This window comes from Streptomyces sp. NPDC051555 (assembly GCF_044454405.1).
Classification (GTDB): domain Bacteria; phylum Actinomycetota; class Actinomycetes; order Streptomycetales; family Streptomycetaceae; genus Streptomyces.
Window position 1 is genome coordinate 315,821 of sequence record NZ_JBITDP010000005.1, and the last position, 13,989, is coordinate 329,809.

Annotated in this window: 18 protein-coding genes; all 18 read left to right on the forward strand. The window is 71.1% G+C overall.

The window, feature by feature from the left end; translation table 11 throughout:
* Positions 1 to 19 precede the first annotated feature (19 nt).
* The 18 genes from ACIBEA_RS14640 (at position 20) to ACIBEA_RS14725 (ending at position 13,960) form a co-directional block, all read left to right on the forward strand.
* A complete protein-coding gene (locus tag ACIBEA_RS14640) occupies positions 20 to 1,489 on the forward strand; it encodes an SCO6880 family protein (protein ID WP_399260660.1) in 1,470 nt (489 codons plus the stop codon).
* A 41-nt stretch (positions 1,490 to 1,530) separates the two neighbouring features.
* Positions 1,531 to 1,992, forward strand: coding sequence for a DUF6238 family protein (locus ACIBEA_RS14645; RefSeq protein ID WP_399260662.1), 462 nt, complete (start codon positions 1,531 to 1,533; stop codon positions 1,990 to 1,992).
* Positions 1,993 to 2,022: 30 nt separating this feature from the next.
* Positions 2,023 to 3,537, forward strand: coding sequence for an ATP-binding protein (locus tag ACIBEA_RS14650; protein ID WP_399260664.1), 1,515 nt, complete (start codon positions 2,023 to 2,025; stop codon positions 3,535 to 3,537).
* Between the two features lie 140 nt (positions 3,538 to 3,677).
* A complete protein-coding gene (locus ACIBEA_RS14655) occupies positions 3,678 to 4,184 on the forward strand; it encodes a hypothetical protein (protein ID WP_399260666.1) in 507 nt (168 codons plus the stop codon).
* 78 nt (positions 4,185 to 4,262) lie between these two features.
* Positions 4,263 to 4,964 (forward strand): hypothetical protein, encoded by a 702-nt coding sequence (locus ACIBEA_RS14660; RefSeq protein ID WP_399260668.1) that lies wholly within the window; start codon positions 4,263 to 4,265, stop codon positions 4,962 to 4,964.
* A 32-nt stretch (positions 4,965 to 4,996) separates the two neighbouring features.
* On the forward strand, positions 4,997 to 5,251 hold the full coding sequence (locus ACIBEA_RS14665; RefSeq protein WP_399260670.1) for a hypothetical protein: 255 nt from the start codon (positions 4,997 to 4,999) through the stop codon (positions 5,249 to 5,251).
* A 50-nt stretch (positions 5,252 to 5,301) separates the two neighbouring features.
* Complete coding sequence (locus ACIBEA_RS14670; RefSeq protein ID WP_399260672.1) at positions 5,302 to 6,030, forward strand: hypothetical protein; 729 nt, start codon at positions 5,302 to 5,304, stop codon at positions 6,028 to 6,030.
* A gap of 214 nt (positions 6,031 to 6,244) precedes the next feature.
* Positions 6,245 to 6,670, forward strand: a complete 426-nt coding sequence (locus ACIBEA_RS14675) for a hypothetical protein (protein WP_399260674.1) — start codon at positions 6,245 to 6,247, stop codon at positions 6,668 to 6,670.
* A 62-nt stretch (positions 6,671 to 6,732) separates the two neighbouring features.
* Positions 6,733 to 7,125 (forward strand): hypothetical protein, encoded by a 393-nt coding sequence (locus tag ACIBEA_RS14680; RefSeq protein ID WP_399260676.1) that lies wholly within the window; start codon positions 6,733 to 6,735, stop codon positions 7,123 to 7,125.
* Between the two features lie 665 nt (positions 7,126 to 7,790).
* Complete coding sequence (locus ACIBEA_RS14685; protein WP_399260677.1) at positions 7,791 to 9,056, forward strand: MFS transporter; 1,266 nt, start codon at positions 7,791 to 7,793, stop codon at positions 9,054 to 9,056.
* Positions 9,057 to 9,086: 30 nt separating this feature from the next.
* Complete coding sequence (locus ACIBEA_RS14690; RefSeq protein ID WP_399260679.1) at positions 9,087 to 9,584, forward strand: hypothetical protein; 498 nt, start codon at positions 9,087 to 9,089, stop codon at positions 9,582 to 9,584.
* Between the two features lie 114 nt (positions 9,585 to 9,698).
* The gene (locus ACIBEA_RS14695) at positions 9,699 to 10,118 is read left to right on the forward strand and encodes a hypothetical protein (protein WP_399260681.1); all 420 of its coding nucleotides are present in this window, start codon (positions 9,699 to 9,701) and stop codon (positions 10,116 to 10,118) included.
* 8 nt (positions 10,119 to 10,126) lie between these two features.
* Positions 10,127 to 10,447 (forward strand): hypothetical protein, encoded by a 321-nt coding sequence (locus tag ACIBEA_RS14700; RefSeq protein ID WP_399260683.1) that lies wholly within the window; start codon positions 10,127 to 10,129, stop codon positions 10,445 to 10,447.
* Positions 10,448 to 10,748: 301 nt separating this feature from the next.
* The gene (locus ACIBEA_RS14705; RefSeq protein ID WP_399260685.1) at positions 10,749 to 11,255 is read left to right on the forward strand and encodes a helix-turn-helix domain-containing protein; all 507 of its coding nucleotides are present in this window, start codon (positions 10,749 to 10,751) and stop codon (positions 11,253 to 11,255) included.
* A gap of 63 nt (positions 11,256 to 11,318) precedes the next feature.
* A complete protein-coding gene (locus ACIBEA_RS14710; protein ID WP_399260687.1) occupies positions 11,319 to 12,080 on the forward strand; it encodes a hypothetical protein in 762 nt (253 codons plus the stop codon).
* Between the two features lie 22 nt (positions 12,081 to 12,102).
* Positions 12,103 to 12,510, forward strand: a complete 408-nt coding sequence (locus ACIBEA_RS14715) for a hypothetical protein (RefSeq protein ID WP_399260689.1) — start codon at positions 12,103 to 12,105, stop codon at positions 12,508 to 12,510.
* Between the two features lie 272 nt (positions 12,511 to 12,782).
* A complete protein-coding gene (locus tag ACIBEA_RS14720; RefSeq protein ID WP_399260691.1) occupies positions 12,783 to 13,154 on the forward strand; it encodes a hypothetical protein in 372 nt (123 codons plus the stop codon).
* Positions 13,151 to 13,960 (forward strand): DUF317 domain-containing protein, encoded by an 810-nt coding sequence (locus ACIBEA_RS14725; protein WP_399260693.1) that lies wholly within the window; start codon positions 13,151 to 13,153, stop codon positions 13,958 to 13,960. The genes ACIBEA_RS14720 and ACIBEA_RS14725 overlap by 4 nt, the downstream gene beginning before the upstream one ends.
* Positions 13,961 to 13,989 lie beyond the last annotated feature (29 nt).

Genomic DNA, 13,989 nt, shown 5'->3' on the forward strand with positions numbered 1-13,989 from the left:
ACGTCGAACGGCCCACCCCTTGTCTGATCTGACCCTGACTCCCCCGCTGACGGTGAAGTTTCCTCTTCGCTCCCGTCGCGGCATCCTGCTCGGCCTGTCCTTCCCCCAACTGATCCTCGTTTCCCTGGCCCTGGCGCTGCTGCTGGTCACGGTCGTGACCACCGGCCTGGCCGGAGCCTTCGCCCTCGTCCCGCTGTGGGCGGCCATCGCAGCCCTGGCCTTCGTACGGCACAGCGGTCGCTCGCTCATCGACTGGGCGCCGATCATCACCCGTTACGCCCACCGGCGCCGCACCGGCCAGACCCTGTGGCTGGCCCGCGCCGTCTCCCGGCCCCGCATCGACGGCCTGCTCCACCTGCCCGGCTCGGCGGCGGCGCTGCGCGTGGTCACCCCCGAAGGCTCGCAGGCCTCGGCCATCCACGATCCGCACCAGCAGACCCTCACCGCCGTCGCCCGCGTCAGCAGCAGGGCCTTCGCCCTGCTCGACCCGTCCACGCAGAACGCCAACGTCGCCAACTGGGGCCGGGCCCTGGCCAGCATCGCCCGCAGCGGACACGTCGCCACCGTCCAGGTCCTGGAACGGACCGTGCCCGACTCCGGCGACGGCCTCGCCCGCCACTGGAGCACCCACGGCCGCGCCGACACCCCGGTGGCCGGGCAGGTGTACGCCGACCTGGTCACCTCCGCAGGCCCGGCCGCCGCCCCCCACGAGTCGTACATCGCAATCTCCCTGGACCTCAAGGCCGCCAAGCGGCTGATCTCGCAGGCCGGCGGCGGCCTGCCCGGAGCCTTCACCGTGATGGCGCAGACCACCAGCTCCGTCGCCCAGGCCGCCCGCAACTCCGGGCTGACGGTCACCGGCTGGCTGAACGCACGCGAAATCTCCGCGGTCATACGGACCGCCTACGACCCCAAGGCCCTCTCTGCACTCCAGCAGTGGTCCGAATCCGGCCGCGCCGAGGCCGACCCCGCCGCCGCGGGCCCCGTGGTCCAGATCGAGGAGAGCGACCGCCTCGCCACCGACACCGCCCGCCACGCCACCTACTGGGTCGAAAACTGGCCCAGGACCGAAACCTCGGCCGGCTTCCTCCACGGCCTGCTGTTCAGCGCCGGCGTCCGACGCAGCTTCTCCCTCATCTACGCCCCGCAAGCCCTGTCCGCCGCCCTGCGCGATGTCCAGCGCCGCAAGGCCACGATCATCTCGGACGCCGCCGAGCGGCGCCGCAAGGGCATGGTCGACAGCGAAGAGGACAACGTCGAGTACGCCGACGTGAAGGACCGGGAGCGGCAGCTGATCGCCGGCCACGCAGACGTCGCCCTGACCGGACTGCTCACCGTGACCGCGGAGACCGACGCCCTCCTCGACTCCGCCTGCGCACAGATCGAAACCGCCGCCGTGACCGCCCAGGTCGACCTGCGCCGCCTCATCTGCCAGCAGCCCGACGCCTTCGCCCTGGCCGCACTGCCCCTGGCCCGCACCGCCCTGTAGCCGACAAGGCCGCTGACCCTGCCCCCGGCAGGAAGGATCCCGTGACACCCCACACCCCGACCACCAACGCGCACCCCTACCTGCGCGCCGCCACCGCCGGCATCCGCCACCACACCCGCAGCCTCACACCCCAGGCCGACCGGCCCCGCCCGAAGACGCCCGCGGACCGAGCCCACCTGGACGTCCTCCACGCCCACCTCACCACGCTCCACCAGCTCCTCGACCAGCTCACCGACACCACCCGCAACAGCTGGCCCGCTGCCGGACGCCACCTCGCGACCGCCCACACCCGGCTGTGGCAGGCAAGCGCCGAACTACACGACGCCTTCCACACCCTCCCGCCCGAATCCTCCGGCGACGAAGCCGAGTGCCGGCCGGACCGGCTCCCCGACGGCCCGCCCGTGCTGACCATCTGCCACCGCCACCTCGCAACCGGCCACGCCATCCGCCGCAAGACCACCCCCGCCGACCTGCGCGGCCACACCACCCACTGCGGGCGATGACCTGCCCACACCCGACCTAAGGCCGCCCCGATGAACCACCGGCCCGCCCGCCGAGCCCGCCGCGCCAGCGCGAGCCCCCTGTTCACCCCGCACGGCACCGACCGCGCCACCCGCAAAGCAGCCCGCAAGCAGCTCGCCGAAGCCCAGGCCAAGGCCCGCGAAACCGCCGCCGCCCACCCCTCCGGCCACGAGCCCGCCGAAGCGCACATGCCGCTCCCGGTGTACCCGGCCTACGGCCGCCCCGGCGCCGCCTCCGCACGCGGCACCCGGCTGCGCCTTCCCGCTCACCGCATGACCACCGCCACCGCCAGCGGCGCGTACCCCTTCCTCGCCGAAGGCGGGCTCGGCGCCGAAGGCATCTACATCGGCCGCGACGTCCACGCCGAGGCGAGCTTCACCTTCGACCCCTTCACCCTGTACGGGCGCGTCGAGGGCTTCACCAACCCCAACATCCTCTTGGCCGGCGTGATCGGCCAGGGCAAGAGCGCCCTGGCCAAATCCTTCGCCCTGCGCTCCGTCGCCTTCGGGTACCGGGTGTACGTCCCCTGCGACCCCAAGGGCGAATGGACCCCCGTCGCCGCCGCCCTCGGCGGCACGTCGATCGCACTGGGACCGGGACTGCCCGGCAAGCTGAACCCCCTCGACGCCGCACCCCGGCCCGCCGGCGTCGCCGAGGCCGACTGGGCGGTCGAGGTCCGCAAGCGGCGCCTGCTGCTGCTCGGCTCCCTCGCCCGGACCGTGCTCGGCCGGGACCTGAAGCCGATGGAGCACACCGCGCTCGACGTCGCCCTCGACGCGGTCGTCCAGGCCGCCGCCGCGGTCGGCCGCACACCGCTGCTGGGCGACATCGCCCACACCCTCAACCAGCCCGAGCTCCTCGACCAGGCCGGCGGCACCATGTCCGGCCACCTCGGCGACGCGGCCCGCGACCTCGCCCACGCCCTGCGCCGGCTCGTCAACGGCGACCTGTCCGGCATGTTCGATGCCCAGTCGACCATCCGCTTCGACCCCACCAGCCCGATGCTGACCATCGACCTCTCGCGCCTGGGCGGATCCGGGGACGACACGGCATTGGTGCTGGCCATGACCTGCGCTTCGGCCTGGATGGAGTCCGCGCTGACCGACCCGGCGGGCGGACGGCGCTGGGTGGTCTACGACGAGGCGTGGCGACTGATGAGGCACGCGGGCCTGCTGGAGCGGATGCAGGCTCAGTGGAAGCTGTCCCGCGGGCTCGGCATCGCGAACCTCATGGTCATCCACCGCCTGTCCGACCTGCTGACCGCGGGCGACGCCGGATCACGCGGACGAGCCCTCGCCGAAGGCCTTCTCGCGGACTGCTCCACCCGCATCATCTACCGCCAGGAGAACGACCAACTCCACGCCGCCGCCGGCCTCCTCGGCCTCACCTCCGTCGAAATGCAGGCCATATCCCACCTCAACCGAGGCCGCGGACTGTGGCGCGTCGCCGGACGGTCGTTCATCGTCCAGCACCTCCTCCACCCCGCCGAACAACAGCTGTTCGACACGGACTCCCGAATGCACTGAGAGGTCGACCCGTGGGTTCGCGATTCCTGAAGCACCGACGGCCGCTCGCCTCGTCGCGGCCGAGCCGACCCGACGACTTCTCTCTGTCCCCATACCCCACCCCCTCGCCCCGCCCATGACGCCTACCGGAGCCGTTTGACTTGAACACGCCGCCCACCACCAGGCTCACCCCCGACCTGGCCCCCCTGCCCGATCACCGACACATCCGCGATCCCCAGTGGCTGCGGGCCTGGGCCAGGTTCGAGCAAGTGACGACCCCGCTGCGGGAACGCGGCCTGACCTGCGACGTCGACTTCGGCCTGGATGACTGGATCGTCTACGCCTGGCCTCCCGACCAAGACGCCGTGGTCATCATCGGATCTGACGACGGATGGCTGGTCACCTACGAAACCCCCGCCGTGGACCACTCCTCGATGACGGTCCTCTACGACTCCAGATCGCATCCCGACCCCCAGGCCAGCACCCACGTGGCCCGCTTCATCACTGCGGTCAACGCGCACCTGGCGCACCTGCGCAGGCGCACTCCCCCGAAGCGACCGGACTCGAGGCCGATGGCCACCCAAACGACGCAGTTGAGTCACGGCGCCGCCAGGCCAACGCCGGACCTCATACCGCGCGCCACGTCATCACAGGCCAAGCACCGGTGAACGCCTCCCACCACCACCGAGCCCCAAGGCCGTACGCCAACAGCCGCACGAAATCGCCGCGTTCGAAGGAGCTCTCCTATGCAGCGCCCTCCTGAGCTGACCGAGGAGGAATGGGCCGACTACCGGCAGTGCCAGGCCGAGGAGAACACTGTCCTCGCACAGGTCGTCGACCGCGAGGCCCAGCTGGAGAACGGCCTTATCGACTCCGACGACCCATACGACTTCTCCTGGGACATCAACCCAGCACCAGACGAGCAGACCTGGCCATCCCGGCTTGAGGTCCTGGCGGAGGACTTCCGCCGCGCGAAGAACCAGCTCACGCTGCTGGACGAAGCCCGGCACGTCCCCGAGAACCCGCTCGGCCCCGCCCTTCTCGACCAGGCCCTCCACACCCAGGGGCTTGCCGCCACCGCCCAGCGCGCAGTCTCAGCCCTCCTCGCGGCACCCGGACTTCCCCCAGCCCTGACGACCGCCGTGCTCGTTCCCCTCTCGGCTGCCGCCGCGCACGCCGCTTCCGCTGTGCAGCACTTCGCCGCCGCCACGGCCATCGCGGCCGGATCCAGCGGGCGCCTCGCCGAGCACCTCCAGTGGCGCATCGTCTTCCACCACGCCGACGGTCGGCGCGAACTCGGACAGGCCGCAGAGACGTCGCTGACGGCAGCGACCGAGTTCACCGGGCGCGCCGAACTGCGGCGCCAGCTCCTGCCCCACCCGGTACCCGCCGCGCTACCGCCCACCCAACCCATCACCGCCAGCAGCGCCGCCCCGAAGCGCCGTTGACCGGGAACCTTGCAGAAAGGATTCCTCACTCCGTGTACCACCCCGTGAGCATTCACATCGGCCAGCACACCGCCGGACCCCTGGACCGCCCCCGAACCGACCCGGTCCAGCAGCTCCTTTGGTCCAGGGGGTTCACGTACTGCTCCCGACTCCACGGATATACAGCCGCGCACACACTGCCCGCCGAGCAGCAGGAACACCTCGTTCACGAGGCCGTGCACGCCCTGCACTCCCGTGGACACGCCGTCGCGCACGTGCACCACCCCCAGCCCAAGGCGGACGAGTGAGAAGGGACCGGCCGGGCCGCGGGCTGGGGCCTTGCGACCGGCACGCGCTCGTGACCGGATTCGCTGACCGGCTCGCCACCGGGCTGGGACCAGGCTGGACTGCGGTGGGGCGGTGGACCCCCTCCGGTCGTGACCCGGCCGAAGGCCGGGTCTGGGACATGGCCGGCGGCAGCTTGCACCGAACGCTGGAGTCCTTCCCGCACGTGCACCGGGCCGTCCTTACCCACCCCCATGGCCTGCAGCTCTACGTTCTCCCCCGGACACCGGACCTGGACAGTTTCATCGTCTCCGCCGTGCTCCCCGCCGGTGTCTTCGAGCACGGCGGCGTCCAGCCTCCACCCGCGATCGGCGTAACGGGAGACCCCGTCCGTGCGGCGGCCGACGTCCGACGTCGTCTTCTGCGCCCGTACCGCACGGCCGCGATGGTGGTGGCCCGCACCACCTGGTTCCGGGAGCACGACAAGATCGTGATCGGGCGAGGCGACGACGGACAGCCCTTGCTGAACACGGTCGCGCCGACGGCCGTGCGGGCCTTGCTCCACTCCGACGGCCGGTGGGTGCTGGATCCCGCAACCGGTCTGTGCCGACTCAGGTACGCGGAGCGGCATCCCGAGCCCGTCATCCAGCAGGCCGTCCTGCGCCTGCACGTCCACCGCTTCGACATCGTCGTCGTGACCGGGACCCCGCTCAACACGCCGCCCGGCAGCCGTACTCCCCCGCCGCCCGGCCCTCCCCCGCGGCTTCGCGGTGGGGAGAGCCCCGGCGGCTCGCTTCTCTAGGCATCCGCTCGGCGAGGGCCGGCCCTCGGTCCGTTCGCCGACTGCCTCATCCATCACGTATCAGGAGATTGTTCTGGCCACCCGATCCTGCATCGCCCGACCGACCCCGACCGGCTTCGAGGGCATTTACGTCCACTGGGACGGCTACCCCACCCACCACCTGCCACTTCTCCTCGCCGCCCACCAGTTCCGATTCAAGGGCGACATCGAAGCGATGACCCGCTTCCTCGTGGACTCCCCCGAGGTCAGCTGGGACCACCTCGGCGCGGACCTCCTCACCGACGCGCCGGAACCCGTACAGCAGCGCCTGGGCAACGGGTACGACGCATGCCGCCCGACGACCGGCCTGGTCACGCTGGACGGCAGCCCCGTCCAGCGGATGACCTTCGACGAAGTGTCCGCCCATGAAAGCTGGCTGAGCTGGGCGTACGTGCTGCGTCCGGAGGGAGTCGAGGTCGCCAGCCTCCAGAACGGGCCCCGCGGTCTCCTCGTCGGCTGGGACGTGGACCCGCTCACCCCGTTCAACGACGACCCCGAACGCTGGCGCCCCCGCCCTGCCAGTCGCAGCCAGACACCCACCACGACTGTCCGCAAAGCCGAACCCCTCGCGCCGGCGGCGAAGTCGGCGACCCGCCGGTGAGCACCCGACCTCTCCGAAAGGCACCCGACCCGGCCACCGGCGAAGACCCAGGGCCCGACGACGTGCAGGGGGAGCAGCCGCCGATGGCGGCCGTACCCGGCAGCAGCGACTTGCGGCGCACTGCCCGTCTGGAAGCGGCCGACTACCTGGCGACGCTGAACTTGCCGGAGCCGGGACAGAGCCTGCTGCCCTGGACCCAGGCGCTCGCAAAGGCCGAGACCGCCGCTCAGTTCCACGTCGTCACTGACACGGTCATCGGCTCCGAGGGCGGTGCGCTTCTGGCCCTGCGTGACTTCCTGCGCGCTGCCGGTGCGTGGTGCGACGGCCATGGTCAACGCGCCCTCGGAGACCGCTACCGCCGCACGAGCGAACTCCTCGACGTCGCCGACCGGCTCGCGTTCCAGCTGGGCGTCGACCACCTCGCCGCCGCGCACCCAGGACCGGCCCCGGCCTGACCTTCGCATGCCACAGCCCAGCTCGGACCTGCGACCGAGGACTTCACCCACACCTTGCACTGAAAGGACCGCCCCCTGCCTGCGGACCCGCCCCACCTGTACATCGGCTGGCACGAAGAGCACGGGTTCGTCGCCGCCTCCGGCCGACCCCTGACCGACCATCTCAAGAACTGGGTTCTGGACCGCGTCCAGTTCGAACCCGTTCCGGGAACCACCCTGCACCGGCTCACCGATCCGGGGCAGGACGGCCGCCGCCGCGCCCGGCAAGCCGTAGCAGCAATACGCACCTTGGGCCTGCGTGTGCAGGCCGACTTCACCCTCGACCCAGAACTCACACCGGACCCGCCGCACCAGCAGCGGACCGCCAACCTTCAAGAACACCGCTCGCGAATCGCGCAGGCAGCCAACTCCCGCTCCCCACAGCGCGGCACCCCGCACACCACGCTGCCGTACGCGCCCGCGGCATCGACACCCGCGGTCCCTCGGCCGGCCCCCGCCACGTCAGCGACCGGGCGCGGCAGGTAAGCGAGGCGCGCGAGCCCTTCGCCTTCGCTCCCGGCGAGCCCCACTCCGACTGACCCTCTGCGGCGCCGACAGGTCCGCCCAGCCTGCGGCGCCGCACCACCACCGTTCCCGTATGCCTCCGACGGAAAGCCCTTCCCCTGTTGTCCCTGACCGATCATCCGTCCGTCCCGCAGCCGCGCGCCACCTACGGTGCGGTACTGGGCAGTCGGCACGTTGCCCGTCTGCTCGGTGGCACCCTCATCGGGCGCCTGCCCAACGGCATGGTTCCCGTCGGACTTGCCCTGTGGATCACGGGCGTTGGCGGTTCCCTGGCCTTTGCCGGGATGCTCAGCGCCCTGTACGGACTGGCGTCCGGGCTGAGCCAGCCCGTCAAGGGCAGGCTGATGGACCGCTTCGGTCAGACCCGCGTCTCCGGACCGGCAGTGATCCTCAATTCCTCCAGCCTGCTGGCCCTTCCGGTGATCGGCGCGAGCGGGCATCCAGCAGTCGTCACCGCGGCAGTGAGTGTGGCCGGCCTGTGCACACCGCCGCTGGAAGCCGGTCTGCGTGCCCTGTGGGCGGCTGTCCTGGCCGATCCGGGCCGGCGGCGCATCGCTGTCAGCCTCGACACCGGCACCCAGGGGCTGCTCTACATCGTCGGCCCCCTGCTGGTGACCGCCCTCGCCGCCGCCCGCGGTCCCGGGCTCGCGCTCGTCACCACGGCCGTACTCGGGCTGCTGGGCACCGTGATCGTCCTCACCGCGCCGCCGTCCCGACGCTGGCGCCCCGCGACAACTGACGGCGGCGAAACGCGCGGACGCCTGCTGTCCCCCGGGCTGTTGATGCTGTACTTGGCCCTCGCCGGTACCGGCTGCGCCATCGGCTCCATGAACGTGTGGTCCGTCGCGATGGCGGCTAGCCACCACATGGAGCTGCTGTCCGGCGCGATCCCCGCCGCGTTCTCCACGGGCAGCTTCCTCGGCGGCCTGCTCTACGGGCGCCGTGTCTGGCCCGGCTCGAGTGCGGCGCAGCTCCTCGTCGGTGCCGCGTGCTTCCTCACCGGATGGCTGCCGCTGCTCACCCTGCCCGGCCCGCGCGCTGCCATCGCAGCCGTCGCCGTCCCGGGGCTGTTCCTCACGGTGGTCGTCAGCTGTGCCTTCATGACCGTGGACACGCTCGCCCCGCCGACGCGCACCACCGAGGCGTACGCGTGGCTGATCCTCTCCGTCGGCGTCGGCCAGGCCGCGGGCACTGCGCTCGCCGGCGCTCTCGCAGCGCACCCGCTCGCCGGCGCCGCGCTTCCTGCCGTCGGCGCCGCCGTGTCGCTGTCGTTCCTCACGGCTGCCCGCCGACGTCTCACCCCCGCCGGCGCGTCGCGCCAGCGGGGCCGGCACCGGCGCACCCGGGCCCGTGCCGCCCACAACTGACCTCATCCTCGCAAGGAGAAACACCTCTTCATGGCCGTACGCACTACTTGGACAGTCACCCACGCCTGCGGGCACGACGTCGATCACAATCTCTCCGACCGCCCCGCCGACCGGCGTGCGGGATTCGCCCGATGGCTTTCCGGCCGCGACTGCACCGACTGCTGGAGGGCGAGCCGCACCGGCGACAACCTCAGCCGCGAGGAGTGGCTCGCAGCCCGGCGGGCTGCAGAGCAGGCCGCCGCGAAGGAGTGGGCCGAGCAGTTCGACATGCCGCCGCTCGACGGTCCCGAGCGCGCCCTGGAATGGGGCGAGCGCAGTAGGCACCAGCTGGTCACCACCGCCTATACCGCTCTCGTTGTCGAAGGGTCCTGGGACGACGCCGCCTGGGCGGCCCTGGAGGAGAAGATCCGGTCCGTGACCCGGGCCGGCTGGTGGATCGACCAGCGTGACGCCGACGGTGTGGACGTTCCCGAACTCCTCGACGCCGCAGGTGACGACGACCGCGGTACCGAGAATCCGTTCCGGTGACGAATCGCGCGACAGCTATCACGGCATCCGTGAATTCGTAAATCCCGGATTCTGCGGACCATTGAAGTCATCCCCACCGCCGTCTCTGCCGCGTTCACGTGGAAGGAATCCTCCGTGCCCGAAGCCGCTCCCCGTCCCACTGCTCCGGCCGACACCCTCACCCCTGACCGGGACATCACCCACCGGCACTTCGCCCCGGGCGACCGCGTCGTGGTCCTCAAGGGGATCGCGGGCGACGAGCTCTGGGGGGACTCCATGACCGTCGTCACCCCGTCCTGGCACACCCCCACCAACGAGGACGGCTGGCGGCTACGTGACCCCAACGGCGGTCAGCACACGTTCGTCACCGCGCACCCCCGCTATCTCGTCCATCTCAACCGCCGCTGCGCCGACTGCCTCATCTACCTGCGTGCCCTGGAAAAGCTCATGGTGCGCAAGGCCAACACGGACAGCACCGCCGTCGACTGCGGCTGGTACACCCTGACCGCCCTCGACCAGCTCGTCCACGTTGCGGACACCTCTGGCCGCAGGTAGCCAGCGCCATGCCCCTGACCGCCCGCATCGTCCATATCAGCCGCGATCCGCACTCCGAGGAAGTCCTCGCCCGCGGAGGCGACGCCGAAGCCGAGTCCCTCCTTGAGCGCAGCGGCTTCATCCCCGTCCACCGAGGCCACGACTGGTACCACCGGCTTCCCCGGGAACTGGAGCAGGACAAACAAGTCCGCCGGGCCCGCCGCGCTGTCGCTGTCCTCAAGGCCGTCGGCTACGCCCCGCAGCACAACCCCGAGTTCGCCTCCGACGTCCGGCTCGTCTACGACCTATCGCTCGGCGCCCAGGTCGCAGGCCTCGCGGAGCACATCTGAGCTGCCCTGCACAGCCAGTGGGCCGCCGCAGTGATCACTGAGCTGGTGGCTCCCGCCGACGGGGTCCTGCCCGCCGTGAGCGAAGTCCTCCACTCCACAGCCGACTTCCTGCAAGGGCTCGGAGACGAAGCCGACCCGGCCCACGCCAACCAGATCCGCCACCTCGCCGATCAGCTCTCGGTCATCACCACCGAGGTGGGCGCCTACCGAAACCTGCTGGGGACCGGCACACCGACCACCCGCTTCGCCCCGCATGCACCGGAGTCGACGCCTCGGAGGCGGAAGCCTCCGTCACCTGCTCGTGCCCACCAGCACCGCCGACACCACCGACATCCGCCCGGCGCACCCGATGACCCCCACTGAAACGGAGCACTCGCAGATGGCCATCGACGTCAGCACAGACAGCACCCCCACGGGGCATGTCCTGGGCGAAGACCACGCCGCGGCACGGATCAACATCGAACGCAGACAACGCGGGTGGAGCACGACCAGTCTCTCCGACCGGCTCAACCACAGCGGATACCGAATGAACCCGTCGGCGGTGTGGCGGATCGAGAACGGCAAACGGCGTATCCACCTCGACGAGGCAATTGGATTCGCCCAGGTCCTCGGGGTCGCCCTCACCGACCTCATCAGCCCGCCAGAGCTGTCCACCGAGGCCGCAGAGCTGATCGAGGGTTTGGCTCGCGCCGAACGCGCCGTCCAGCAGGCCCAACACACCCACCGGCAGGCCGGTGATCACCTGGCCGCCTATCTCGCCAAACACCCTGACATCCACGAGTGGCCCAGCACCCCGAACAACGAGTAGGGCCCCCCAGCTCCAGCGCCTCTCCTGCACGAACCACCTTCCCTCCACCCTCCCGAGATCCCCATGCCTTCCAACCCGCCCCGCACCGACCTCGGCGCCTTCGCCCACGCCCTCGCCGCCCGGCTTCCCGGCGACACCTGGACCACCACCTACGCTCGCCACGGCGAATACCCCGACCAGATCCGAACCACCAAGGAACTTTGGGACATCGGGGCCGTCGGATACGCCGCGACGAACTTCGTCCTGGGCCACGAGGCGGTCCTCGCCCGCGGCGACGGAGCCCGCCTGCTGGTCTTCGATCGCCCCCTGCGCCGACGCCAGTTCATGGTGGGCGCCCTGCAGCCGGACGCCCACGACGACGCCTTCCACCTGGTGGCCGAACCCAACGGCCTCACCATCCCCGCCGACCCCGCCCGTGCCGCGGCCCAAATCGCCCGCAGACTGCTGCCCCGGTACGAGACGGCACTCCGGCAGGTCCGGCACAACACCGCCCACCCGGTACCCCGCCGACCCGCACCTGCGGTGATCGCCGGGAACGTCGGTATCGCCTGGTATCCGGACGGTGCCGTCGGCGCCGTCACCGGCAGTCCCAAAGCCACCGGCCTCCTCTACATCCACGGCTTCCAGTACCACCCCTACCACCGCATGTTCCTGCTGCCCGCGTCCTACGGCGACCAGCAACAGCTCGCCCGCATCCAGGCCGTCTCGCAACGGCTGGCCCAGATCGGCGTCGGTGTCACGGTCCGCCCCGCCCCCGCAGCGCCGAAGCCGACAGCGCGGCCCGCCCGCCCCCCGGCCCCAGCCGTCGCGTCCCCCAGCCGCTGACCCACCACCCGAAGGAGCCCCCGTGGGCAATGTCGCCGATGAATCCGGCACCGATGTTGAGATATACCGGCGGGCCTTCAACCCCGACACGATCCACGTCGTCAGCCGCACCGGAGCCCCCGAAGAACTGCTGGCCCTCCTCGACAGCGCCGGCCTCGAACGCAAGACCGAGAAGACCTCAGGCCCCGTCTACGTCTGGCACGAAACACCTCAGGGCCTGAGCGAAGAGGAGCAGAAGGGGCTGGTCACCCGCTCGATGCTCCCGGTGCTCATCGCCGACTACGACGTCAATATCGATCCGGACGTGTACGACGTGACCGCCTGGGCGAAGGCCATCTCCGAACACCGCTCGCGCCAGGCAAAGGCGTCGGGGCCTTCAGCTCTTCCCTCCACCGGACCTGCCAGTCCCACAGCCCCTCGGTCCCGCTGACCTTCCTCTTCACCTGGCTGTCCCCGGCGTTTGAAGCCGGGGACAGCCCCCTCCTCGACCAACCGGAGCACGACGATCCCGACGTCCCCGCCCACCCCGCCGCCGATCTCCGCCGCCCGCCGCCCGCGCCTTGCCGTCTTCCTGCTCCGCCGGTACCTGCGTGCCGTGACCGCCTCATCCTCCGGGCGCCACAACGTACTGGCCACCGGAGCCTTCGGCGTCCTGGACGAGTCCCACTGGCGCACCGCCGGACCCAACCGCACCGGAGGAACGTGACCCTCTACGACCCGCAGGCGCTCGTACGCCACATCACCCAGGAGATCGGTCGGCTGACCGCCCACCTGGCCTCCGCCGAACCGGCCGAAGCCGCCCAGGTCCTCGCACAGGTGCTGGCTCCCGAGGGCATCCTCGACGAGGTCACCGACCTGATGGCCGCTGGCTCACGGTTCGCCCGGGACTGTGCCACCGTCGGCGCGCTTCCCGCGGAGGTCTGGCTGGCGATCGGCCGAGCCGCGAACGAACTCGCCGCTGTGAGCAACGACCTCGCCGAGCACACCGAAGACCTTCATCGTCTCGCCCGTCCGCCGGTCGTCGTCGGCATCCCGCCGGTCGCCTCGCCGCTCGTCGCGCGGAGGCACCGGTGAAGAAGCAATGGACAGGCTGGGGCCCGACCGCCGACCAGCCCGAGCAGCACTACCTCGTCGAGCCGCGGCACCTGGCCGGCGGCGGCGACTTCCGGTACGTGGCCGAGTATCTCCGCGCCTCCGGCTGGAAGGACCTCTCCCGTGCCGGCGGGCCGATCGTCTTCGACAACCCCGACCGGACCGTACGGATCGGCTTCGATCCGCACAGCATTCCGGGTGGCTGGACCGTCTCTGGTCAGGCCATCGGTGACCAGGCCGCCTGGCACGCCACCCTCACCACCGCAGTGCCGGTGGAGGTCGTCGCCGGGTTCACCGACACCCTGACCAAGCCGCGCTCCGCCCATGCCCCCAACCCGTGGGCCCCGTTGGAGGAACACGGGTGGGAGACCGAACGCGGCCAGCACTTCACCGCGGTATCCCCGGACCGGAACTCTTGGCTCCAGTTCCACCAGAACGAACCTGGCCAGGCCCACTGGTGGGCCGGTGCCCGCACGGAACACGGCCGGACCTGGGACGCCGTGTTCACCCCGACCACCCCGATGCACCTCGTCGAAGGCTTCTCGGCCGCACTGGCCGACCCCACCCCGGTCATGCGTCCGCGCGGGAACATCCCCGCGACGAAGTGGGTCCGCACCACTTCCGTCTCCGTACGGCCCTCCCAGCTCGGGGCGTGGCAGCAGACACGGATCACCGCCGCCCGCGCCACTACCTGGGCCCGCAACTCCTGGGCCGCAGCCCGCCCGGGCAAGCACGCCCCGGCCGCCAGCCCCTATGCGTCGGCCGGCGGCACACACCAGAGGCGCTAGCCCCAGAACTACGGCTCCCCCTTCCGTAA

What these genes read in the sequence shown, in the direction of transcription:
- ACIBEA_RS14650 (WP_399260664.1), top strand. Translation starts at nt 2,023, where the DNA reads ATGAACCACCGGCCCGCCCGCCGAGCCCGCCGCGCCAGCGCGAGCCCC.
- ACIBEA_RS14660 (WP_399260668.1), top strand. Translation starts at nt 4,263, where the DNA reads ATGCAGCGCCCTCCTGAGCTGACCGAGGAGGAATGGGCCGACTACCGG.
- ACIBEA_RS14675 (WP_399260674.1), top strand. Translation starts at nt 6,245, where the DNA reads ATGACCCGCTTCCTCGTGGACTCCCCCGAGGTCAGCTGGGACCACCTC.
- ACIBEA_RS14690 (WP_399260679.1), top strand. Translation starts at nt 9,087, where the DNA reads ATGGCCGTACGCACTACTTGGACAGTCACCCACGCCTGCGGGCACGAC.
- ACIBEA_RS14700 (WP_399260683.1), top strand. Translation starts at nt 10,127, where the DNA reads ATGCCCCTGACCGCCCGCATCGTCCATATCAGCCGCGATCCGCACTCC.
- ACIBEA_RS14710 (WP_399260687.1), top strand. Translation starts at nt 11,319, where the DNA reads ATGCCTTCCAACCCGCCCCGCACCGACCTCGGCGCCTTCGCCCACGCC.